At 33.5% G+C, this 21,207-nt stretch carries 25 protein-coding genes and 2 tRNA genes; 15 read left to right on the forward strand and 12 right to left on the reverse strand.

Going from position 1 to position 21,207, the window contains the following annotated elements:
• Positions 1 to 37: 37 nt before the first annotated feature.
• Complete coding sequence (gmk, locus tag DNJ73_RS02555) at positions 38 to 601, forward strand: guanylate kinase (protein WP_158466149.1); 564 nt, start codon at positions 38 to 40, stop codon at positions 599 to 601.
• A gap of 21 nt (positions 602 to 622) precedes the next feature.
• On the opposite strand, the gene psaJ is transcribed toward gmk, so the two are convergent.
• Positions 623 to 760: a photosystem I reaction center subunit IX gene (psaJ, locus tag DNJ73_RS02560; RefSeq protein WP_158466150.1), complete on the reverse strand. Its 138-nt coding sequence runs from the start codon at positions 758 to 760 to the stop codon at positions 623 to 625.
• 45 nt (positions 761 to 805) lie between these two features.
• The gene (locus DNJ73_RS02565; RefSeq protein WP_158466151.1) at positions 806 to 1,363 is read right to left on the reverse strand and encodes a Photosystem I reaction center subunit III; all 558 of its coding nucleotides are present in this window, start codon (positions 1,361 to 1,363) and stop codon (positions 806 to 808) included.
• A 73-nt stretch (positions 1,364 to 1,436) separates the two neighbouring features.
• On the opposite strand from DNJ73_RS02565, the gene tsaD reads away from it, so the two are divergent.
• The 4 genes from tsaD to DNJ73_RS02585 all read left to right on the forward strand — a co-directional run bounded on the left by tsaD (position 1,437) and on the right by DNJ73_RS02585 (position 4,698).
• Positions 1,437 to 2,507, forward strand: coding sequence for a tRNA (adenosine(37)-N6)-threonylcarbamoyltransferase complex transferase subunit TsaD (gene tsaD / locus DNJ73_RS02570; RefSeq protein WP_158466152.1), 1,071 nt, complete (start codon positions 1,437 to 1,439; stop codon positions 2,505 to 2,507).
• Positions 2,508 to 2,538: 31 nt separating this feature from the next.
• Positions 2,539 to 2,721, forward strand: a complete 183-nt coding sequence (locus DNJ73_RS02575; RefSeq protein ID WP_158466153.1) for a high light inducible protein — start codon at positions 2,539 to 2,541, stop codon at positions 2,719 to 2,721.
• A 38-nt stretch (positions 2,722 to 2,759) separates the two neighbouring features.
• Positions 2,760 to 3,281 carry a DUF1643 domain-containing protein gene (locus DNJ73_RS02580; RefSeq protein ID WP_158466154.1) on the forward strand — a complete coding sequence of 174 codons (522 nt, stop codon included), beginning with the start codon at positions 2,760 to 2,762 and terminating at the stop codon, positions 3,279 to 3,281.
• A 172-nt stretch (positions 3,282 to 3,453) separates the two neighbouring features.
• Entirely contained in the window at positions 3,454 to 4,698 is a 1,245-nt protein-coding gene (locus DNJ73_RS02585) for a cation:proton antiporter (protein ID WP_158466155.1), read from the forward strand.
• Here DNJ73_RS02585 and gltX read toward each other — a convergent pair.
• From gltX to rplS, 5 genes are all read right to left on the reverse strand, one after another.
• Positions 4,654 to 6,084 carry a glutamate--tRNA ligase gene (gene gltX, locus DNJ73_RS02590; RefSeq protein WP_158466156.1) on the reverse strand — a complete coding sequence of 477 codons (1,431 nt, stop codon included), beginning with the start codon at positions 6,082 to 6,084 and terminating at the stop codon, positions 4,654 to 4,656. The two genes, DNJ73_RS02585 and gltX, sit on opposite strands and share 45 nt — an antisense overlap.
• Before the next feature lie 21 nt (positions 6,085 to 6,105).
• A tRNA-Asp gene (locus DNJ73_RS02595) sits at positions 6,106 to 6,179 on the reverse strand.
• 188 nt (positions 6,180 to 6,367) lie between these two features.
• Positions 6,368 to 6,556 (reverse strand): hyperconserved protein Hcp, encoded by a 189-nt coding sequence (locus tag DNJ73_RS02600; protein ID WP_006043540.1) that lies wholly within the window; start codon positions 6,554 to 6,556, stop codon positions 6,368 to 6,370.
• A gap of 35 nt (positions 6,557 to 6,591) precedes the next feature.
• Positions 6,592 to 6,664: transfer RNA gene (locus DNJ73_RS02605), tRNA-Trp, on the reverse strand.
• 60 nt (positions 6,665 to 6,724) lie between these two features.
• A complete protein-coding gene (gene rplS / locus DNJ73_RS02610) occupies positions 6,725 to 7,213 on the reverse strand; it encodes a 50S ribosomal protein L19 (RefSeq protein WP_158466157.1) in 489 nt (162 codons plus the stop codon).
• 299 nt (positions 7,214 to 7,512) lie between these two features.
• On the opposite strand from rplS, the gene map reads away from it, so the two are divergent.
• Complete coding sequence (map, locus tag DNJ73_RS02615) at positions 7,513 to 8,352, forward strand: type I methionyl aminopeptidase (protein ID WP_158466158.1); 840 nt, start codon at positions 7,513 to 7,515, stop codon at positions 8,350 to 8,352.
• A gap of 16 nt (positions 8,353 to 8,368) precedes the next feature.
• On the opposite strand, the gene DNJ73_RS02620 is transcribed toward map, so the two are convergent.
• Positions 8,369 to 9,118 (reverse strand): SDR family oxidoreductase, encoded by a 750-nt coding sequence (locus tag DNJ73_RS02620; protein WP_158466159.1) that lies wholly within the window; start codon positions 9,116 to 9,118, stop codon positions 8,369 to 8,371.
• Between the two features lie 148 nt (positions 9,119 to 9,266).
• On the opposite strand from DNJ73_RS02620, the gene DNJ73_RS02625 reads away from it, so the two are divergent.
• From DNJ73_RS02625 to DNJ73_RS02645, 5 genes are all read left to right on the forward strand, one after another.
• Complete coding sequence (locus tag DNJ73_RS02625) at positions 9,267 to 10,358, forward strand: phosphotransacetylase family protein (RefSeq protein WP_158466160.1); 1,092 nt, start codon at positions 9,267 to 9,269, stop codon at positions 10,356 to 10,358.
• A gap of 39 nt (positions 10,359 to 10,397) precedes the next feature.
• A complete protein-coding gene (locus tag DNJ73_RS02630) occupies positions 10,398 to 10,916 on the forward strand; it encodes a DNA recombination-mediator protein A (RefSeq protein ID WP_158466161.1) in 519 nt (172 codons plus the stop codon).
• 123 nt (positions 10,917 to 11,039) lie between these two features.
• Positions 11,040 to 11,537, forward strand: coding sequence for a YajQ family cyclic di-GMP-binding protein (locus DNJ73_RS02635; protein ID WP_158466162.1), 498 nt, complete (start codon positions 11,040 to 11,042; stop codon positions 11,535 to 11,537).
• 36 nt (positions 11,538 to 11,573) lie between these two features.
• Positions 11,574 to 11,768, forward strand: a complete 195-nt coding sequence (locus tag DNJ73_RS02640) for a hypothetical protein (protein ID WP_158466163.1) — start codon at positions 11,574 to 11,576, stop codon at positions 11,766 to 11,768.
• A 128-nt stretch (positions 11,769 to 11,896) separates the two neighbouring features.
• A complete protein-coding gene (locus tag DNJ73_RS02645; RefSeq protein WP_158466164.1) occupies positions 11,897 to 12,703 on the forward strand; it encodes a prohibitin family protein in 807 nt (268 codons plus the stop codon).
• Positions 12,704 to 12,762: 59 nt separating this feature from the next.
• Here DNJ73_RS02645 and hemL read toward each other — a convergent pair whose 3' ends face one another.
• Together hemL and xth are read right to left on the reverse strand one after the other, a co-directional pair.
• A complete protein-coding gene (gene hemL, locus DNJ73_RS02650; RefSeq protein WP_187152537.1) occupies positions 12,763 to 14,049 on the reverse strand; it encodes a glutamate-1-semialdehyde 2,1-aminomutase in 1,287 nt (428 codons plus the stop codon).
• A gap of 283 nt (positions 14,050 to 14,332) precedes the next feature.
• On the reverse strand, positions 14,333 to 15,160 hold the full coding sequence (gene xth / locus DNJ73_RS02655) for an exodeoxyribonuclease III (protein ID WP_158466166.1): 828 nt from the start codon (positions 15,158 to 15,160) through the stop codon (positions 14,333 to 14,335).
• A 115-nt stretch (positions 15,161 to 15,275) separates the two neighbouring features.
• Here xth and DNJ73_RS02660 point away from each other — a divergent pair, with 115 nt between their 5' ends.
• The 4 genes from DNJ73_RS02660 (at position 15,276) to DNJ73_RS02675 (ending at position 18,528) form a co-directional block, all read left to right on the forward strand.
• Positions 15,276 to 15,554 carry a hypothetical protein gene (locus DNJ73_RS02660; RefSeq protein ID WP_257473304.1) on the forward strand — a complete coding sequence of 93 codons (279 nt, stop codon included), beginning with the start codon at positions 15,276 to 15,278 and terminating at the stop codon, positions 15,552 to 15,554.
• 69 nt (positions 15,555 to 15,623) lie between these two features.
• A complete protein-coding gene (locus DNJ73_RS02665; protein ID WP_158466167.1) occupies positions 15,624 to 16,268 on the forward strand; it encodes a hypothetical protein in 645 nt (214 codons plus the stop codon).
• Between the two features lie 71 nt (positions 16,269 to 16,339).
• Complete coding sequence (gene larC, locus DNJ73_RS02670; protein WP_158466168.1) at positions 16,340 to 17,566, forward strand: nickel pincer cofactor biosynthesis protein LarC; 1,227 nt, start codon at positions 16,340 to 16,342, stop codon at positions 17,564 to 17,566.
• A complete protein-coding gene (locus DNJ73_RS02675; protein WP_158466748.1) occupies positions 17,566 to 18,528 on the forward strand; it encodes a lysylphosphatidylglycerol synthase domain-containing protein in 963 nt (320 codons plus the stop codon). The genes larC and DNJ73_RS02675 overlap by 1 nt, the downstream gene beginning before the upstream one ends.
• 8 nt (positions 18,529 to 18,536) lie before the next feature.
• Here the strand turns inward: DNJ73_RS02675 and DNJ73_RS02680 are convergent, their stop codons facing one another.
• Positions 18,537 to 20,117, reverse strand: coding sequence for an ABC transporter permease (locus DNJ73_RS02680; protein WP_158466169.1), 1,581 nt, complete (start codon positions 20,115 to 20,117; stop codon positions 18,537 to 18,539).
• Complete coding sequence (locus DNJ73_RS02685; protein ID WP_158466170.1) at positions 20,118 to 21,191, reverse strand: CobW family GTP-binding protein; 1,074 nt, start codon at positions 21,189 to 21,191, stop codon at positions 20,118 to 20,120.
• Between the last annotated feature and the right edge of the window lie 16 nt (positions 21,192 to 21,207).

A 21,207-nucleotide genomic window follows, 5' to 3' on the forward strand; every position in this document is an offset into this window, starting at 1 on the left:
ATTAACCTTTGGAAGGCAAATTAGACAGGATTAAGTTATGTCATCTTTAGGAAATCTTACTGTTCTCACTGGCCCGAGTGGAGTAGGTAAAGGAACAATTGTTAGGAAAATCCTTGATAAGCATAGTGATGTATGGCTTTCTATTTCTGCAACTACTCGTCATCCAAGAGCTGGAGAAATTGATGGACAGCATTATTTTTTTTTAGAACAAAAAGAATTTCAAAAAATAATTGATAGCGGAGGTTTCCTTGAATGGGCGTCTTTTTCTAATAATTGTTATGGTACTCCCCAAAAAATAGTTAAAGAAAAAATCGAAAAAGGTACTAATGTGCTTCTTGAAATTGAATTAGAGGGTGCTAGACAAATTCGAAATTCTTTTCCTGAAGCGTTACAAATATTTTTAGCCCCACCTAATTTATCTGAACTTGAGAAAAGGATTAGAGGGCGAGGAACTGAAACAGAAAGTTCTATAAAAGATAGATTGGCAATAGCTAAAAAAGAAATTATTGCTAAAAAAGAGTTTGACGCGGTAGTTATTAATGACGATATTGACAAAGCCTTTAGGGAAATTGAAGGCTTAATGGGATTAAAATCTAGTTAAAAGACTAAAAGATTACTATTATTAAAAAGACATTGGGTGAAAAAGTAAGTCAGGTACGAATCTATTAAATTCAACAATAATACTTGCTGTCAAAGTGATCCAAATCGTTGCAACTACTGGTGCTGATCTAAACCATTTAGTACGAAATAATTTAAACATGATTAAAATAAGTTAGGTGATTTTTAAGTTGATAGTTAATATTTTTTAGCCTCTTGGGCCATTAAGAGATACATTGTTGTCTTTTTCTCTTAGTTCTCCATTTTTACCTTCTCTATTGGCTTGAAGTGGCCAGGCTGCCCCTCTTTTTAAGCATTGCCATGCTAAAGAAGTATCGATAATGATTTCAAATTCTGCAGCATTTTTTTTACCTCTCACGGCTCTTACATACTCTCTTCCTGACCAACCAATAATACCGGCAATATAGATAAACATTACTCCTGGAATAAGAAGATCTCCTTCATGTCCCCTGTTAATCCATGCACCCCAAGGTTCAATAGGTGGACCAATAATTAAATGAGGAAGTCCATCATCTCCACATAGGGCTTTGCTATATCTCTCAAATCTCTTTATAGCTTGATCTGTGGTTGCGCTGCTTGCTCTTTCTTGGAAACGGGCATTCTCTGAGCAAGAGACCAAAGCAGAAGCTGTAAAATCTGTTGGAGCTCTATCAGCATTTAGTGCTGGACCTGGCCTTGCATTAGCTATTGGAGCTATTCCTAAAAAAAGGAATGCTGAAAGCAGAATTGATAAAAGACGACTCATGAGTTCTGATTTTTATCTGTTGCCCTGTTTTAATGGGATTTCAATACTAAACTTAGATGATAACTAGCTAGAAATGTCAATAATTTTATCCCTCGAAACAAGTTGTGACGAGTCAGCTGCGGCTTTGGTTTCAAATGCAAAAGGAAAAATTGATTTATTAGCTCATGAAATAGCTTCACAAATTGAAGAACACTCTAATTGGGGCGGGGTCGTTCCCGAAATTGCTTCGAGAAGACATTTGGAGAATCTGCCATTTTTAATTGAAGAAGTTTTTGCAAAAACAAAATTAGAGATAAAAAATATAGATGCCGTAGCTGCGACTGTTACACCAGGATTGACAGGTTCACTTTTGGTTGGATCAATAACAGCAAGAACTTTAGCTAATTTGCACCAAATTCCATTCTTAGGAATTCATCATTTGGAGGGACATCTTGCATCTATTTATTTGGCAAAAAATCACCCGAAACCTCCTTTTTTAGTTTTGCTAGTAAGTGGAGGCCATACTGAATTGATTAAAGTAGATGCACAACATAAGTATCAACGTCTAGGTAGAAGTCATGATGATGCAGCTGGTGAGGCTTTTGACAAGGTTGCAAGATTACTTGGACTTCCATATCCAGGAGGTCCGGCAATTCAAAAAGTTGCAAAATTTGGAGATCCAAAAAAATTCTTGTTCCCAAAAGGGAGGGTCTCTAAACCTGGAGGTGGTTTTTTTCCATATGATTTTTCTTTTAGTGGGGTAAAAACGGCTGTTTTTCGTCAGATAGAAAAGATCAGGTCAGAAAATAAAGAATTGCCAATTGCGGATATTGCTGCAAGTTTTGAAAACATAGTGGCTGAAGTTTTAGTTGAGAGGAGCTTTCGTTGTGCACTTGATCAAGGACTAAACTCTATTGTCTTGGTCGGAGGGGTTGCCGCTAATGAGCGATTGAGGAAAATGATGCTTGCTAAAGCATCTGAAAATACAATTAATATATCTCTTGCACCAATGGAGTTTTGCACTGATAATGCGGCAATGATTGGGGCTGCAGCTTTGTTACGATTAACTTCTGATAATGTTCAGAGCTCGATGGAATTAGGAGTTTCTGCTAGATGGCCGTTAGAAAAATCAGATTTACTTTACGACTTTAATCCTCCTTTCTAATAAATAATTTTTGGTTATTAGTTTTTTTATTATGTCTTTAGAGCAAAGAAATGAATCAAATAAATCCATCAGGCCTGCTAGCTCAAGTGAACTTAATTCTTGGAAAAGAGGATTCACTCCACAAGCAGAGCTATGGAATGGTCGAATTGCTATAGCTGGTGTAGTTGTTTTATTAGCTATCCTTTTAGTTTCAAATTTAATTTTTTCTGGATAAAAAATGATCTAGATATATAATATATTGTAGTTTTTTTGTTGTCATTTTGTTTATTTAGTGAATGTAGGTCTTATCGATGGATCTTAAAAAGAGAATTATTAACTGGTGATAAGACGTTAGTTTTTATTGGCTTGAATCCATCACAAGCGAATTCAGTCAATAACGATATGACTCTTATAAGAATAATTAATTTTTGTTCAAGATGGAATTATAAAAATATCTATGTAATTAATCTTTTTGGGTTAATTTCAAAGTTTCCTTCACAATTATCAAAAAGCAAAGATCCTATAGGAGATAACAATGATTTAATTACCTTAAAAGTATTAGAATTTTGGAGAAAAAATATCAATTGTGATTTGTGGTTGGGATGGGGTGATAAAGGTCAATTAAATAGTCGTGATCAAGTAGTTTTAAAATTAATTAAAAATCTTTCATATTTGAATTCAAACGAAAAAAATCATTCCCAACGCGTTTTTAGTTTGGGTCTAAGTAAAAAAGGGAATCCACGTCATCCTCTTTACATGCCTAATGAATCTTTCTTGAGACCTTTTGATCAGTAAATTTTTTAATTGTTTTTGTCAATTATTTTTTTAAATTCGAAGTTTAAATTATATTTGAATTGGAAGGCTTATTATTGTAAAAGTGTATCTAGGTTAAATTAGCTTATTAACTTATTTATTTTCTTAGCTAGGTTTAATGGATACTCTTATATGTCTTCCTTGCTAGTTATTTATGACTCCTGAGCGACTGGGCTTGCTCTGGGGCATCACAGTTTTTTCTGGTGCTGGAGCAAGATTATTATCAGTTCTAACAGGACTTCCTGCGGTAGTTTTATTATTGCTATCTGGTTTATTGATTGGGAGATCAGGTCTTGGATTGGTTGAACCTTTAGACCTGGGAAAGGGCTTGGAAACAATCGTGGGTTTATTAGTAAGCCTTGTTTTATTTGATGGTGGATTAAATCTTCGTTTTCCTGAAGGGACAATAAAATCAATAGTTATAAGAATTTCTTCAATTAGATTAATTATTTCATTAGCAGCAGGCTTCCTTGCTGCGCATTGGTTCGCAGGGCTTGGTTGGTCAGTAGCCGGCGTTTATAGTGCAATTGTTCTCGCTACTGGACCAACTGTTGTAACTCCGTTAGTTCGTCAAATTCGACTGGCTTCTCCATTAAGTGATGTTCTTGAAGCAGAAGGTTTGATACTTGAACCTATTGGAGCAGTACTAGCACTTTTGTTGTTAGAGCTTGTTGTAGGAGATTTGCATGGTTGGAGAGAGCTATTCCTTGGCCTTTTTTCAAGGCTTGGAGGAGGGGTCTTATTTGGTTCGCTTGCAGGCTTATTGCTCTCAGAAGGTTTAAAACGCTTACGTTCAGAGCCTTATATAGGGATCAGATTGCAATTAACTCTTGGGGTGATTTTTTTACTTTATGGCGTATGTGAATGGTTATTACCTGAATCAGGACTGCCTGCATCTGTCGCTGCAGGATTTGTTGTAGGTCAAAGACCTTCTACGCAGGCTAATGAACTTGATAAATTAATTAGAGAATTAGCGCAGTTAGCTATAACTATGCTTTTCCCTTTACTGGCGGCTGATGTTTCATGGGGGGAATTAAGTCCTTTGGGTTGGGGTGGCATAACTTGTGTACTTTTTTTGATGATCGTCGTCCGACCAATAGCTGTATCCATAGCAACTTATGGATTACCTTTAGAAAATAAACAAAGATTATTCCTTGGTTGGTTAGCCCCGAGAGGAATAGTTACTGCAGCAGTTGCATCTTTATTTTCTATTAGATTGGAGCAAGCAGGTGTTTTAGGAGCAGGAAAGCTTCAGGGACTAGTTTTTCTAACAATATTAATGACGGTAGGGATTCAAGGTTTAACAGCCCAACCTTTAGCTAAAATGATGGGTTTATTAGATGAAGATAAGAATCTAGATAAATCTACTAATGCGGGGTCTATCTTTACTCAATCTTGAGAGCAAAACCCAACTCTTTATCAAATCAGGACCATTTAGAGTTCCAAAAAGCGCAGCTCTAAGACTTTTCATAACTAGCCCTTTTTTTACTTCACAGATTTTTGTTGCTTGATTTAATAAGTCATGAGCTTTTTCTTCATTAATGATAGGGGAATCTGATTTTTTCAAGTTTTCAAGAATGAATTTTAAAATGACTTTTGTTTCTTTTAGTTCTAATTGCTTTTTTCCATCTGGATTTAATGTTGGCTCTTCAAAAAAAGGTTTAGCTTGATCAACCCCATCATTTATAAGAATCATTGATGGTGCAATTAAATCTAATAAGTTTTCCCCCCATTCTTGACTTGGTATGTTCCACTCATTTTTTTTAAATAATGGATCTAAATAATTTAATAATTTTTTGGGTGACATTTCATGAATCACTTGAGAATTGAGCCAGTTCAATTTGTCCCAATCAAATTTTGCTGAAGCTTTATTAACCTTTTCAAAACTGAATACACTTGAAATTTCTGAAATTTTAAACCTTTCATTAGTCCCTTCTGGAACAGCCCAACCAAGAAGAGTCATATAGTTTGCCATCGCTTCAGATGTGTAACCCATTTCCTTAAATTCAGAAATTGAGGTAACACCATCCCTTTTTGAAAGTTTTTTCCCTTCAGAATTAAGAATTAAAGGGGTATGAGCGAAAGTAGGAATATTTAGATCAAGAGCTTCGTATAGAAGAATTTGCTTGGCTGTATTTGCAATATGATCTTCCCCCCTTATTACATGGGAGATTTTCATAGCTGAATCATCTGCTACTACAACTAAATTGTATAAGGGATCTCCAATTGAATCTGCCGGAGCTCTTCTTGCAATGACCATATCTCCACCTAAATCTTTTCCACTCCAAGTCATTTCCCCGCGAATTAAATCGTTCCAGGAAATTAATTTTTGATCATTGATTTTGAATCTGATAACAGGATTTCTGCCTTCATTAATAAAATTTGATTCTTGCTCTGGTGTTAAAAATCTATGCCTATTGTCATATCTTGGAGCTAAACCATTTTCCTTTTGAGTCTCTCTCATCTCTTCTAACTCAGATTCTGAGGCATAACATCTATATGCAAATCCTTTATCAATAAGAGTTTTAATGATTGCTTTATGTTCATTTACTCTTTTACTTTGAATTACTGGGGATTCATTCCAGTCAATTCCTAGCCACTGAAGTCCATCGTAAATATTTTTTATATATTCCTCTTTTGATCTTTCAAAATCAGTATCTTCAATTCTTAAAAGAAAACTTCCACCTTCTTTTTTTGCAAATAACCAATTAAATAAGGCTGTTCTGGCTGTTCCTAGATGAAGTGTCCCAGTTGGACTTGGTGCCAGCCTTACCCTAACTTTCAAAGCTCTGAATTGTTTTAGATACGGGACCGACGGGATTCGAACCCGCAACTTCCGCCGTGACAGGGCGGTGCTCTAACCAGTTGAACTACGGTCCCAGTTTTGGTTCTCTAACAAGGATTTATCTTTTTTAAAATCCATTGCTTAGACAAAAAGAGTATCAAACTTTAGATGCCTTCTAGTCAACTAGAGATTAATATTGTTGACTTAAGATTTTTTTCAAAGCTGATACTCTCAATCAAGAGTGAACTGCTGATGAAATAAAACTAAATAAGTTGATGACAATTTAAGGGCGGAAGCCTGCAGGCTCTATGAGCCTAACTTGATTTCCGCGAGCTGTGAACTCACGGCCTTGGTCGCTTTGAACTACAACTCGACCTCCTGATTTTACACGAATAACTCGTGCCCTGACCCAGCCTAATGCGGCTGACTCAAGAACTTTTACGACATCGCCAGGTTGAAGATCCAACTCCATTCTTTAAAATAGTAACTGCAGAAAGGGTTTTCGAACGCGCCGTGGAGGACTTGAACCCCCGACATCAGGTTTTGGAGACCTGCGTTCTACCAACTGAACTAACGGCGCATTTTATATACCCTTTAAGCCATTGATAAACAATGACTTTTTATTGAGGAGGCCGAAACCTCAGCGGTCGAAGCGCTGCTTTACGCGTGTGGCTTTGCCCACCCGCTCCCGCAGATAGAAAAGCTTCGCTCTTCTTACTTTACCTCGGCGTTCAACCTTAATGGATGCAACTTGTGGACTGTGAACTAGAAAAATTCTCTCAACTCCGATTCCTTGGAAAATTCTCCTTACTGTAATTGTTTGGTTAATTCCTCCATGCCGCTTTGCTATTACAACACCCTCATAAGGCTGAACCCTCTCTTTATTACCTTCACTAATACGAACTCCAACACGAACAGTATCTCCTACATAAATTTCAGGGAGCTTTTTGTTTTGTTGCGCTTCTTCAAAACTCTTTATTATTTCTGAAGGAGAGATCTTTTTAATTGAAATTTTCTTTTCATTAGATTTTGCTTCAGAAGCATTTACAACTCCAGAGTCCTCTGGAGCATTTAATTCATCTTCAACTTTTACCTCTTTTGATGAGGACTCTTTCGAATCAACAGACATCACCAATCACTGTTAAATTAACCGAACATTTATTGTACTCGCTTGTTTCTCAAATTAAAAATTTTTTTTGGATTTGATCTTTTATCTCTATGTGAGCATAATTCTCAGACTTGAAATTCATTGTTGAGTTAGGGAGTTCGAAAAAAAAAATCAGTTTTTGATATCTTTTCTAGAATATAGAAATTTTATTAAATAAAAGAATTTTTTTTATGAATCTTTCCCTCTTCATTTGATAGTTTATCTAATATAAATTCGTTAATAAAAAGCAAATTTTGAGATTTTTACTTTTTTTCTAAACAATGAAACTTTTCGCTGATCTTCTTTCTTCTGCAAACTCAAAGATCCCTAGCAATAATGGACCAACGATTAATCAGAGGAGAGGAGTTGAAATTAAGTCTGCAAGAGAAATAGAAATTATGCGTAAATCTAGCAAAATAGTAGCAACTGTATTAAGTGAAATTAGAGACTTAGTGAAACCAGGAATGTCAACTTTAGATCTAGATAATTATGCAGAAAAACGTATAAGAGAACATGGGGCTGAGCCTAGTTTCAAGGGCTATCATGGTTTCCCAGGTAGTATTTGTTCAAGTATTAATAACGAAGTGGTTCATGGCATTCCAAGTAAGACGAAGATTATTAAAGATGGAGATTTACTAAAAGTAGATACAGGAGCATTTTTTAATGGCTACCATGGAGACAGTTGTATTACTATTTGTGTAGGTAAAACGTCTGATAAAGCAATTGAATTAAGTAAAGTAGCGCAAGAAGCCTTGATGCTAGGTATCAAACAAATAAAGCCCAAAAATAAACTTCTCGATATAGCAGGAGCAATCGAAGACCATGTCAAATCTAAAGGTTTCAGTATTGTTGAAGATTACACTGGTCATGGAGTAGGAAGGAATCTTCATGAAGAACCTTCGGTATTTAATTTTAGAACTAATGATTTGCCAAATGTCACATTAAGAGAGGGAATGACAATCGCCGTGGAACCTATAGTTAATCTTGGGACTAAGTATTGTAAGACTCTTCGTGATGGCTGGACAGTAATTACAAAAGATGGAAATCTCTCTGCTCAATGGGAGCATACTGTGTTAGTCACAAAAAATGGTTTTGAGATTTTAACTGATAGAGGAGATTAATTCTATTCTAATATGATTATTTTGAGTATATTTTAATTAGCAATCTTGAATATAGTATTCTAATAAATTCAATTATTGGCATTATAAAATAAGTTATTGGATTTGGAGTAACTATTATTAAATAATCTTCTGTTTCTGCTTTTATAATTATTTTTTTTGCTACAAGTTCAGGACTTAAAATTCCATATGGATTTAATTGGGATTTAAAAGGACCTAGTATTAATTTTTTTATAATAAGATTATTGTTGTTTTCAATTAATAATTTACTTTTTTTTAAACTTACTATCTCACCTATTAAACGTTTTGTTATTTCATAAACTGGACTAAAGGCTATCTGAATCTCGGCTTCAGAGGTGTTTACCCATATTTCCTTAGGACTACATTTATTTAAAATATTATTCAGTGTTAATCCTTCGAAGACTTGAATTAATCTCCAATAACTAAGTGAATTTATTTCTATGGCTTTATTGATTTCATTAGTATCAATAATTTCTTTAGGATTGAATCCATGATTAAGTATCAAGATATCAATATTAGCAAGCCTGCTTGAAAGGAGTTTCTCTTCTCCACATGACCAGAAAATCCAATCATCTGGAGCGATTTCATTAGAATTACTATTATTTTTTTTGCTATGAGTTAAACCAATTACATAAGCCCCATTCCTTTTGAGTTCCTCAATAAGAGCTTTGCCCAGGCTGCCACTCGCGCCTGTTATAGCGATTTTTAAACCTTTAAATCTTGAGTCCTTTGACAATTTCTTGTTCATTTGTCTAAATCCATTTTTTTTCTTGCAAAAGAATTGGGAATTATTTGATAAATTTGTCTAATTAGAATTTTATACGGGTTTGGTGTTGAGAACTTTTTCAAAAAGCCTAAACTTATAAAGTTATTAATTCACGTCAGGTCTTTAATTAATGAGCAAGACCTTTCTAATTGGATCGTGTGAGCCATTTAGTGGTAAGTCAGCATTAGTTCTTGGCATAGCAAGAAGTTTAATTGCTTCAAATCATTTAGTAAGATTTGGAAAACCATTAGCCACAAGCCTTGAATTAAATGTCTCTCAAGGAGGAGACATCCAAAACATGATTGATGATGATGTCAGGTTTGTTGGGGAGACCTTGAAATTATCTGTTGATGATTTGATTCCTTCCATTCAATTTTTAGGCGCTTCTACTGCAAGTGAGAGGATTCAAAAAAATGAGTTAGATGCTGGAATCAAATTTGATGAGTTCAGATCATTTCTTGATTCTTCTAAAAATGTTATTAATATTCTCGAAGCCGCTGGAAGTTTACATGAGGGACTTTTATATGGCTTAAGTCTTAGTCAACTTGCTAAAGGTTTAAACGCTAAAGTTTTATTAGCTCATTTTTGGCAAGATAGTAGAAGTGTTGAAGCGTTATTAGACGCAAAGAATCAACTTGGAGATCATTTAAGTGGTGTTATCTTGAATGCTGTAAATCCTGATCAAATCAAGGAAATTAAAGAGGATATAGTTCCATCTCTTAAGTCATTAGGTTTAGATGTCTTTGGAGTAATGCCTCGTTCACCTTTGTTGAGAAGTGTCACTGTGGAAGAGCTGGTAAGACGTCTAAATGCTCGAGTTGTTTGTTGCTCTGACAGGCTTGAATTAATGGTGGAAACACTGAGTATTGGAGCGATGAGTGTTAATTCTGCAATGGAGTTTTTTCGTAAAAGGCGAAATATGGCCGTGGTTACAGGTGCAGATCGAACTGATATCCAATTGGCGGCTTTGGAAGCTTCTACTCAATGTTTAATCCTTACAGGAGCAGGTGAACCATTACCTCAATTAATTAATAGATCAGAAGAATTAGAAGTTCCGTTACTCAAAGTTGATAGAGATACTCTTTCAACAGTTGAGGTTATTGAGCAAGCATTCGGCCATGTTCGTCTTCATGAAACAGTTAAGGCAACTTATGCTTTTCGTTTAGTTCAAGAACATTGTGATCTTGATCGAATCTTTAAAACTTTAGGAATTTTTTCTTGATTTCATGAACAGTGCTAACTTTAAATTATCTGAATTAGGATGTCCTTGAGTCGATCACTCGATCTTCCTGCATTGGGACGAGTTGATACTCTCGCTCAGGAATTGGCCTTGTTGAAAAATGAGGGAAAAAGAAGAATTGCTTTTTTAGGGAGCAGACATGTCCCTGTGGTATCGATACATATAGTTGAATTAATAGCTAGGTCTTTAGCTCAAGAAGGGCATTCGATAATTACATCGGGTTCTCAAGGTGTAAATGCTGCAGTGATTCGAGCTGTTTTAGATGTTAATCCCTCACTCTTAACTGTTTTGTTGCCTCAAGCCCTCGATAGACAGACTTCAGAGGTTAAGGATCTTCTTGGTAACGTTTTACATTTAATAGAAAAAGAGGATAACAACGATTTACCATTGCCAATGGCAAGCAGTCTTTGCAATCAAGAAATTATTAATAGATGTGATCAATTAATTTGCTTTGCATTTCATGATAGTGAAACATTATTAAGTAGTTGTCATAGTGCTGAAGATATGGGAAAAGTAGTGAGTCTTATGTTTTTTGATTAATTTTAAATTAAAAAATATTCTTATTTTGAGATGAATTTTCAAACTTAAGAAATCTTTTATAAGTATGTTTGTAAGCAATTTCCCTTTTTATTCATAAAATAGTGGAAACCAGGAAAAAATTTTATGCCATCTTCTTATTCTTTTGACGTAGTGTCAGAATTTGATCAGCAAGAATTAGTAAATGCTATTGATCAATTGAGAAGAGAAGTTGATCAAAGGTATGATCTTAAAGACTCAAAGACCAAGATTGATATTCAAGAAAATGAATTATCTATTGTTTCTTTAAGTGAGATGACAATACAATCTGTAAAAGATATTTTGCTACAGAAAGCTACTAAAAGAAATTTATCATTAAAAATATTTGATTTTCAAAAGATTGAAACTATTGGTGGAAATATGGTAATGCAAAATGTTAAGTTGAAAAAAGGATTATCTCAAGAAATTTCAAAACAATTAAGTAAATTAGTTCGAGATAATTTCAAGAAAGTAACCGCATCAATACAAGGCGATAGTCTAAGAATTACCGGTAAAAATAAAGATGATTTACAATCCGCAATTAATTTAATTAAGAGTCAAGAAGATGATCTTGATATAGCTTTACAGTTTGAGAATTATAGATAGTAAATTAATAATTTAACTATTTAAATTTTTTTTATTATGGATTTATTAGTACAAAAACTTTCTAAAAAAGCAATTGATATGTCTGGAGAGTCAAAAAATGAATTAGAAAGAACATGTTGGATGGTTGTTCATGAGTATAAGCATGGTGCAATGCCAACAGAATACGATATTAGAGAAATTGATGAAGCACTGTATTTAAAGGTTTTAAAAACTGCTAAAGGGATGGTTTAGAAAAATACTTTTATTTATGTTAAAGATTTTCTTAATCAATTATCAACACGAAGTAATTATTTTTTCTATCTAACAAACTTCACAATATTGTCTAAATCAACATAAAATCATCTTAGATAATCTTTTTTATGACAACTCCATTTCGTAACGTGACTCCGAATGGACCAGGTGGCACAACAACCCTTCTACTTGTCCTATCATTTACTGGCTTCTTACTTCTGACACAAGCTTTTTTTGTTGTTCCTGCTGGACAAGTTTCAGTAGTGACCACATTAGGAAAAGTAAGTGGTGGATCTCGTAAGCCTGGTTTGAATTTTAAAGTTCCTTTTGTTCAAAATACATATCCTTTTAATGTTCAAACCCAAGTTAGACCAGAAAAGTTTGATTCTTTAACTAAAGATTTGCAAGTTATTTCTGCTACAGCCACTGTGAAATATGCTCTAAAGCCTAATGAAGCTGGAAGAGTATTCAAAACTATTTCTTATAATGATAGAGAGATATACAATAGGATTATTCAACCATCATTACTTAAAGCTTTAAAGTCAGTTTTTTCAAAGTATGAGTTGGTAACAATAGCTAGCTCCTGGAGTGATATCTCTGAATTGGTAGAGCAAACAGTTGCAGATGAACTTAATAAGTTTGATTATGTTGATGTTCAATCTCTTGATCTCACAGGATTGACAATTGCAGATGAGTATCGAGCAGCAATTGAACAAAAACAGATAGCTGAGCAGCAATTATTAAGAGCTCAAACTGAAGTTAAAATTGCAGAGCAAGAAGCTTTGAGATATGACACATTAAATAAAAGTCTTGATGATCAAGTCCTTTTCAAATTATTTTTAGATAAATGGAATGGGGAGACTCAAGTAGTACCTGCTTTACCAGGAACTAAATCAGGAAATGTTCCTGTAATAGTAGGCGGAAGAAATAAATAGTTCAGGAAAAAATTAGATAAAATCCAATTTAAATTATTAATTTAAATTGGATTTTATTATTATGCAATTTCTGCGAAACTTTCTTGGAAAGCTTTTATTGTCGAAGTTATGTCATCTTCAGAATGAGCAAGTGAGGTGAAACCAGCTTCAAATGCACTTGGAGCCAAATAAACCCCTTTTTGAAGCATTAGTCTATGTAGTTTGCTGAAACGATCAGTGTCTGCAGCTTTAGCTTCCTCAAAGTTTCTGACAGGGCCTTCACAAAGGTAAAAACCGAACATAGCGCTAATACTTTGACCATGGATTGCAATGTTTGATTCTTTAGCAGCAGTGATGATTCCATCTAAAAGTTTTTTAGTAATAGCCTCTAATTTTTCATAGGTACCTTCTTGTTTAAGAAGCTCAAGAGTTTTAATACCTGCAGTCATTGCTAAAGGATTACCGCTCAATGTACCTGCTTGATACATTGGACCAGAAGGAGAAACCATTGACATGATTTCCTTTCGTCCACCATATGCTCCTACAGGTAGTCCTCCTCCAATTACCTTACCCATAGTAGTTAAATCAGGGGTGACTCCAAAACGCTCTTGGGCTCCTCCATAGCTGATTCTAAAACCAGTCATTACTTCATCAAAAACTAAAAGAGCTCCATTTTCTTGTGTTACCTCTCTTAATCCTTCTAAAAAACCTGGTTCTGGTGTTATGAAGCCTGCATTCCCTACAACTGGCTCGAGAATTACGCCAGAAATAGCATCAGGGTTTTCAGCAAATAGCTCTTTAACTGCTTCAAGGTCGTTATATGGGGCAGTAAGGGTATTAGCTGTTGTACTCCTTGGAACGCCTGGTGAGTCTGGCAGACCAAGTGTTGCAACTCCTGATCCTGCCTTTACTAAAAACATATCTGCATGCCCGTGATAGCAACCTTCAAACTTAATAACTTTGTCTCTTCCAGTGAAGGCTCTCATTAAACGCAGAACGGCCATGCAGGCTTCTGTTCCACTATTAACAAAACGGACCATCTCAACGCTTGGTACAGCATCAATTACCATCTCAGCGAGTTGGTTTTCAAGAGCACAAGGAGCTCCGAAGCTAGTACCTTTTTCAAGTGTCTCTTGAAGGGCTGCAATCACCTCAGGATGGGCATGCCCACAAATCGCAGGACCCCAGCTTCCTACATAGTCGATGTATCTGTTTCCATCTACATCCCATGCGTAAGGACCTTTAACTCGATCAAAAACGATTGGATCCCCTTCAACGGATTTGAAAGCTCTTACTGGTGAACTGACTCCACCTGGCATTAAATTTTTGGCAGAGCCAAAAATTTCTTTAGATCTTTTTGTGTTCAACGCGTCTGTCACGGTACCTCAGCGAATGAGCTCATAAACACAGTTCGCCATAATGGCCTAAAAGTGACTGATTCGTCTAAATTTTTGAATCTGTTCAGCATCTGGTTATTTTTGTTTAACCTTTTAAACTTCTGTTTTTCTAATTGATTTTATACATAAAAACAAGTCATAGTATGGCTTCACAAGGAATTCTTGCTGATTGATCTAATGTTTTTTGGATGATTGTAAATATTTGATTTGTTAATTCTGTGATGATTTGAAAATAGAAAATAGCCTAATTTTTTTAAAAGAAAAATTCATTTTCAATCTCTGATGGTGGCCAGCTTATATCGACAATTACAGGTGCGTGGTCACTAGGTTTCTCTTTGGATCTGGGTTCTTTATCGATCCAACAACTGTTGGCACAACTTAGAATATCTTCTGTTAGATAAATATGATCGATTCGCCAACCCTTATCCCTCTCCCAAGCTGAATGGCGATAATCCCACCATGACCAATGTTTTTCTCCTGGTTCAAAAATTCTAAAAACATCTTCTAATTCTTCTCCTAAAGCATCTTTGAGTAATTTTCTTTCTTTGGAAGAGGTCATAATTGACTCTTCGTAATTACTTGGCGTATGTATATCTTTATCTTCCGGGGCTATATTAAAGTCTCCTAATAAACATATAGGTGAATGACTTGAAATTATTTGCTTTAGATATAATTTCAGACATTCTAGCCATTTTACTTTGTAAATAAACTTATCCGAATCAATCGATGATCCATTAGGAACATAAACATTGATGATTATCATATCATTGATTTCAGCACTTATAATTCTTTTTTGTTGACTTAAAATATCTAAATCTTCATGGTTTGATATTACCTTATCAAAACCAATCTTTATATCATTAATCGGGAATTTACTTATTATTGCAACACCATTATAAGATTTTTGCCCAGATATTGAAACTTCGTAACCAAGGTTTGAAAAAACTTCGACTGGGAATAAATAATCCTCTGTTTTTGTTTCTTGTAAGCAAAGTATGTCAATCTTGTTGGTAATTAGCCATTCTTTAACATGATCTATTCTTGAGCGAATAGAATTGACATTCCATGTTGCTACAAGCAAGGCCCTAAAAAAATATTGCTTAAGTTATTATCATGTAAAATCAGACGAAAGTTTAGTTTTGAATCAAATTGCACATTTTCTTCGTAGCCAATTGTTTTTGGTTTTATTTTTTTTAATGCCAACTTTTATTTGTGCTGGACGTACTTTATTTGATGCTAGATTTACAAAAATTTCGGAAGTAAAAAATTATTCTATTGACGATAAAAGAGATATTTACAGTACTTTTGATTCAGAAGATAAAAATGAGAATGGGTTGCCTATTGATCCATTTGATTTGATGAATCGTCTTAAGCGAGCAGGAGCAATGAATAATGCTACAACTCCATCAGATGCACTTGATGAAGCTCTCAATGCTTTTGATCAGTCAGAATACGAAAATGTCCCAATTAAATAAAATCATCATAGTCTTTGTAAGATTTTGGTAAATTTAAGATTGGGCACTGATAGCCCATTTATTAAATAGATGCAAAACCATCCGATCCCTTCGGTTACTGACCCATTGCAATACAGAGCAATTGGAATAGTTAGAGGTATTTACAAACCGCAAGATGATGAAACTTTTACTCGTGGAAAGATAATTGATGTTAAAGGGAATGAAATTGATTCAGTTGTTCTTGGCAGAGTTATAACTTTGATCCGTAATCACGTTTCACTAGAAAAACCTCATCTCTGGGTCGTTTACCCAAGATGTAGAAATAATCAAAATCTTCATTTGCAAATCACAGGTATCTGGGAACCAAGTACTTTGAATAAAGATGTTGTTGTTCAAGAGGAGCTTTCGAATGAAAGTTCAAGTTTTAAAGTTGACTCTGATGAATTAAGTGAAGGTGATGACTATTTTTCAATAAGGGGAGAATTGATTTTTACTAACCCAGAAGAGAATGAGGCAGTAGTAAAAATTCGTCAAAAGCCAAGAAATCAACAAAAAAAAGTATTACCTTTTAAAGTTAATCTTAAAGGAGCAATACCTATCAATTATTTAAAACATTTTATAAGTTTTGATGTTCGACGTGTTGACTATCAACTTTTGGTTGAAGATTTTCAGATAATAGGTCCTATTCCTAAATCATCAACAAATAATAAAAGTAGGAAAAATCTTAAAAGATAAAAATTATTGACATCTTTGAATTTTATTCATATTAATTTTATGTATACAATTAATTATAAATTTACTCTTAAATGAAATCGATTTTTTTTGATTGTAGTCTCGGAATTTCAGGCGATATGCTGGCATCAGCATTATTTGATTTGGGTGTTCCTGAATCTGTTTTCTTTGATAACTTAGAAAAATTAAAAATAGATAACAATTATAAGATAAATTTTGATGTCAGAGATAGCTTTGGAATTAAAGGGATTTCATGCACAAAAACCAAAATTGAATTTAAAGAATTATCGAGAAGCTTTACTTTTATAAAAAACTTTATTTTAGCTTCAAGCTTGAATGATTTTGTTAAAAAGAAATCAATTAAGGTTTTTGAAATTCTTGCACAAGCAGAAGCAGTTGTTCATGGTAATCAAATTTCAGATATCCATTTTCATGAACTAGGTTCAATCGATTCGATAATTGATATTATTAATGTATGCTCTGCGATGGATTTTTTAAAGCCAGAAAATATTTATTTTTCAAGCCCACCTGCAGGGAAAGGAGTTGTATCTACTTCTCATGGACTTCTACCTGTCCCTGTTCCTACCGTTGTAGAAATAGCGAAGCAAAATAAAATTCCTTTGATGTCGCTTGATGATAAATATAATGGAGAAATAACAACACCAACTGGTATAGCTTTAATGGCAGTGTTTTTAGATAAGCTTGGACAGCCAGATAGTATAAATATTAAAAAGATTGGTATAGGTTTAGGACATAAAAATATATCTAGGCCGAATTTTTTAAGAGTTCTTTTAACAGATCAAAATGAAGGCCAAATTATTAATAATAATAATCCTACTTATGAGAATATAACTTTTCAGGAAGCTTGGATTGATGATTCCACACCTGAAGATATTTCTATTTTAATTGAAAGATTAAGAGGAGCTGGAGCCATTGATGTTATATGTCATTCGGTTGATATGAAAAAGAATAGAAAAGGAGTAAGTATACAAGCTATTGTCCACTCTGATAATGAAACTTTATTGAGGGAAGTTTGGTTTAATTACAGTACAACTCTTGGACTAAGAGAAAATAAGATTAATCGTTGGATACTTCCTAGACGTATGGGAAAATACAAAACTAAGCTAGGTGAAATTAATTATAAAAAAGCAATGAGGCCAAATGGTCAGATTTCAATAAAAATAGAGCATAAGGATCTATCGAAAATAAGTTTAAATACTGGAATTCCAATAGAAGAGATTCGTCATAAAGTATTCATGGAATTATCAGATCTTTATGAATTGGATAATTGGTCAGAATGATGTTTGATTTTAAAAATATTCAGAGTAAAAAATTATCTTTAGTTTTTGGCATTATATCTAAACTTAATATTAGATTGTTGATAACATTAATTTGTTTAGGATTTATTGGTAAATCAGTATACGATAACTTTGAGGCTTTAGCTGATCAGAATATTGGAATAGAAGAGCTAGCATGGTTATCAGGAGGAATTCTTTTTAGTTTATTTAGTATAATTATTAATGCCTATGCCTGGAAGTTATTGATCAATAGTATTGGTTGTAATAGTAATAATTTGAAAATAATTAAAATATTTATAAATACAAATATTTATAAATATTTGCCAGGAGGAATATGGCACTTTGCATCAAGATATAATATTTTGCGAAAAAATTTTTCAAAACAAAAGTCAGCAGAATCAATTGTTTTAGAACCGTTGCTGATGATGGTGGCTGCTTTGATTGTTATACCTTTTGGAGGCTTTAATATATTTCTTTTCATTCTCTGCTGGTCATCTACCTTGCTTTTTCTTCCTGGACTTAGAGAGATTATTATTAAGAAAATGAAGACTATGAAGGCTTCTATTTTTAATAGTGATAAAGGAAACGATAGGACTCTGATTGAAAACAAACAGAATATTGCTACAAAAATATTTTATCCATACAAACCACTTTTTGTAGAGGTGATATTTATTTTGGTTCGTTTCCTTGGCTTTTTTTGTTGTATGAATGCTTTTTCTATTGGATCATTATTTTCTCAACTTGAATTAATATCTTACTTTTCTTTAGCTTGGTTAATTGGCCTTTTAGTTCCAGCAGCTCCAGGGGGAATAGGTGTTTTTGAATCTATAATTTTGTTTTGTCTTAGTGCACAGTTATCAGAAGCTCCTCTTTTGGCTTCATTGCTCTGCTATCGCCTTGTCTCAACAGTCTCTGATATACTCGCAGCTTTACTTTACCCAATTAAAAAGTTATTTAAAGCTTAAATTGTATTTTAATTATTTCTATTATTTAAGCTTGGGATCAAGGCTAAAGAAGCAATTAATCCAAGACAAATTATTATTAATGAAGGGAAGATAGATTCTGCTACTCTTTCATCTCCTGCATATTGAAATATTCGTACTGAAAGAGTATCAAAATCAAATGGCCTTAATATAAAAGTTAATGGTAATTCTTTTATTGTGTCAACAAATACAAGAAGTGCACCCACAATCATAGGCCCTCTGAGAAGAGGCAAATGTATTTTAATAAGAACTTCTGGCCAGCTTTTGCCAAGATTAATAGCTGCGTTATCAATATTTGGTGAAATCCCCTCAAAGCCAGCATCAAGCCCACCTTTGGATACAGCTAAGAATCGGATACTATATCCCCAGATTAGTAGACTTAATATGTTGATTTGCCATATATTTCCATTGAATGAAATAATAGCTAGTGCTAAAACTGATCCAGGTATTGCATAACCAATACTTGATAAGAAGGTTAATAAATTGAGCCATTTATGATTTTGCCATCTTTTAGAAATTGACAAAATTAATGATATAAATATTGTTATTAATGCAACAATTAAGCCTAAACTAAAGCTTCTAACAGTTAAACCAATTAACTCAGTATTAAATCCTTGATTCATTTGATCAATATTTGTTATTGCCCATGTAATTGGGATCCCTAAGGTAAGTATTGGAGGTGTAAATGTTATTACTTGAGCGAGAAATAGATTTATGCCTTTTAGTTTCCATTTGGGGGAATCCCCACCGATTATTCCATCAGTCCATCTTTTACTTCTTTCTCTTGATTTGCGTTCAATAGAAATCAATATGAAAACTAAAATCAAAGTAAATAAAGCAAGAGCGATTGCGCCTGAGGGTTCACCTTCTTCTATCCAACTCTCAATGATTCCTGCTGAAATACTTGGTATATTTAAGAGTTGAACAGCACCTAACTCATTTATAATTTCCATAGCCATTAAAGCTAAACCGGCAGTAATTGAAGGGATTGCTATTGGTAGAGATATTTTAAAAAAACTTTTCCAAGGACCTATTCCAAGAGTTCTGCATGCTTCAATTTGCTTTCTACCACCTTTTTCAAAACTTTCAGAACTTAGAAGAAATACATATGGATAGGTTGTAAAGGCCATTATTACAACACCCCAAAACATCCCTGTAATCCTGATGGAGTTGATACTGCCTAAGTCAATGAATGTTGCAGCTAATAAATAAGCTGGGGTTGCAAAAGGGATAAGTTGAAAAATTCTAAGTATTTTTCTGCCTTTAAAGTTGCAATTAGCTAAAATCCAACCATTTGTTATACCTAAAAATCCTCCTAAAGTTAGAGAAAAAACTAATAATAATAGCGTTCCTTTTATTTCATTAAAATTGTCTTTTGTTAGATAAACAGAACCTTTTTGAATACCATATAGTCCTTCCGATATAAGGCTAAATAAAGGCCATAAAATGAAAAAAGTTAATAATATGACTAGTATTTTTAATATAAATCGACTATCTTTACATTTGACTAAAGAAGAGAAAAATATAATATTTCTTTTCTTCTCTTTACTCTTTTGAAGCAAATTAAGCATTTAAACTTCAATCCTATTAGTGGACTTATTTTGTTCTTTTTCAATGCATGCATATAATTGAGAAAGTAGTTTCTCACTGTCTAATTCTTTCCCAATGAAGACAAGTTGATTATTTCTTTCTTCACCCCATTCACTGTCATCAATAGAAATTCTTTTACCTGCTAAATGAAATACATGTCTTCTTTCGCTTTCATTAAACCAGAGGATCCCTTTAGCTCTGAAAACATTGCTTTTTAATTGATTATCTAGAAAATATTGGAATTTCCTAAGAGAAAATGGTTCCTTAACTTGAAAAGAAATAGAAATGAAATCTTCAATTTGATTATCATCTTTTTTTGAGTGATCATGATGTTTATGAGAGTGTTGATGATCATGATGTTTATGAGCGTGGCCATGATTATCATGGCCTGATTCCTTTTGATTTATCAGATCGATCTCAAATAGACCAACACTTAATAATAGGTTGAGAGGAATATTCCCTTTAATACTTTTTAAAATTCTCGCATCGTTTTTTATTTCTTTTAATTTAGTTATAGTTTCTTCTATATTTTCATTGGTTACTAAATCACATTTATTAAGAAGTAAAATATCACCATAAATTATTTGTGATCTTCCTATTGAACTTTCTAAGGCGACATCATTAAAGTTCTCAGCATCTATTAAAGTTATAATTGAATCTAATCTTGTTTTATCTCTTAATTCACTTCCTAGTAATGTCATTGCAACTGGAAGAGGGTCGGCTAAACCTGTAGTTTCAATAATAATGTAATCTATTTTCTTATTGACTTTGATTAACTTTTCTATTGCTCCTACTAACTCACCATTTATAGAACAGCAAATACATCCATTAGTTAACTCAATCATTTCTTCTTCAGTCTTAATTATTAATTCATTATCAATCCCTATTTCACCAAATTCATTCACTAATACAGCTGTTTTGATTCCTTTTTGATTAGTAAGTATATGATTTAATAAAGTGGTTTTCCCTGATCCTAAAAATCCTGATATAATTGTAATAGGTATATTAGTCTTGGAAATTATTTTTTCTTTAGAATTGGATTCGCTTTTGTTCATTTTAATAGCAGAAAAT

Source organism: Prochlorococcus marinus XMU1408 (assembly GCF_003208055.1).
GTDB classification, from domain to species: Bacteria; Cyanobacteriota; Cyanobacteriia; order PCC-6307; family Cyanobiaceae; genus Prochlorococcus_B; species Prochlorococcus_B marinus_A.

Bases quoted from the DNA above. Each gene is read 5' to 3' on its own strand.
- tsaD (WP_158466152.1), top strand. From the start codon at position 1,437: ATGTCAATAATTTTATCCCTCGAAACAAGTTGTGACGAGTCAGCTGCG.
- DNJ73_RS02630 (WP_158466161.1), top strand. From the start codon at position 10,398: ATGTCCTTGAGTCGATCACTCGATCTTCCTGCATTGGGACGAGTTGAT.
- DNJ73_RS02645 (WP_158466164.1), top strand. From the start codon at position 11,897: ATGACAACTCCATTTCGTAACGTGACTCCGAATGGACCAGGTGGCACA.
- DNJ73_RS02585 (WP_158466155.1), top strand. From the start codon at position 3,454: ATGACTCCTGAGCGACTGGGCTTGCTCTGGGGCATCACAGTTTTTTCT.
- DNJ73_RS02640 (WP_158466163.1), top strand. From the start codon at position 11,574: ATGGATTTATTAGTACAAAAACTTTCTAAAAAAGCAATTGATATGTCT.
- DNJ73_RS02600 (WP_006043540.1), bottom strand. From the start codon at position 6,556: ATGGAGTTGGATCTTCAACCTGGCGATGTCGTAAAAGTTCTTGAGTCA.
- map (WP_158466158.1), top strand. From the start codon at position 7,513: ATGAAACTTTTCGCTGATCTTCTTTCTTCTGCAAACTCAAAGATCCCT.
- rplS (WP_158466157.1), bottom strand. From the start codon at position 7,213: ATGTCTGTTGATTCGAAAGAGTCCTCATCAAAAGAGGTAAAAGTTGAA.
- DNJ73_RS02565 (WP_158466151.1), bottom strand. From the start codon at position 1,363: ATGAGTCGTCTTTTATCAATTCTGCTTTCAGCATTCCTTTTTTTAGGA.
- DNJ73_RS02660 (WP_257473304.1), top strand. From the start codon at position 15,276: ATGCCAACTTTTATTTGTGCTGGACGTACTTTATTTGATGCTAGATTT.
- DNJ73_RS02665 (WP_158466167.1), top strand. From the start codon at position 15,624: ATGCAAAACCATCCGATCCCTTCGGTTACTGACCCATTGCAATACAGA.
- psaJ (WP_158466150.1), bottom strand. From the start codon at position 760: ATGTTTAAATTATTTCGTACTAAATGGTTTAGATCAGCACCAGTAGTT.
- DNJ73_RS02620 (WP_158466159.1), bottom strand. From the start codon at position 9,118: ATGAACAAGAAATTGTCAAAGGACTCAAGATTTAAAGGTTTAAAAATC.
- gmk (WP_158466149.1), top strand. From the start codon at position 38: ATGTCATCTTTAGGAAATCTTACTGTTCTCACTGGCCCGAGTGGAGTA.
- DNJ73_RS02675 (WP_158466748.1), top strand. From the start codon at position 17,566: ATGTTTGATTTTAAAAATATTCAGAGTAAAAAATTATCTTTAGTTTTT.
- DNJ73_RS02635 (WP_158466162.1), top strand. From the start codon at position 11,040: ATGCCATCTTCTTATTCTTTTGACGTAGTGTCAGAATTTGATCAGCAA.
- DNJ73_RS02575 (WP_158466153.1), top strand. From the start codon at position 2,539: ATGTCTTTAGAGCAAAGAAATGAATCAAATAAATCCATCAGGCCTGCT.
- DNJ73_RS02625 (WP_158466160.1), top strand. From the start codon at position 9,267: ATGAGCAAGACCTTTCTAATTGGATCGTGTGAGCCATTTAGTGGTAAG.
- larC (WP_158466168.1), top strand. From the start codon at position 16,340: ATGAAATCGATTTTTTTTGATTGTAGTCTCGGAATTTCAGGCGATATG.
- DNJ73_RS02680 (WP_158466169.1), bottom strand. From the start codon at position 20,117: ATGCTTAATTTGCTTCAAAAGAGTAAAGAGAAGAAAAGAAATATTATA.
- DNJ73_RS02685 (WP_158466170.1), bottom strand. From the start codon at position 21,191: ATGAACAAAAGCGAATCCAATTCTAAAGAAAAAATAATTTCCAAGACT.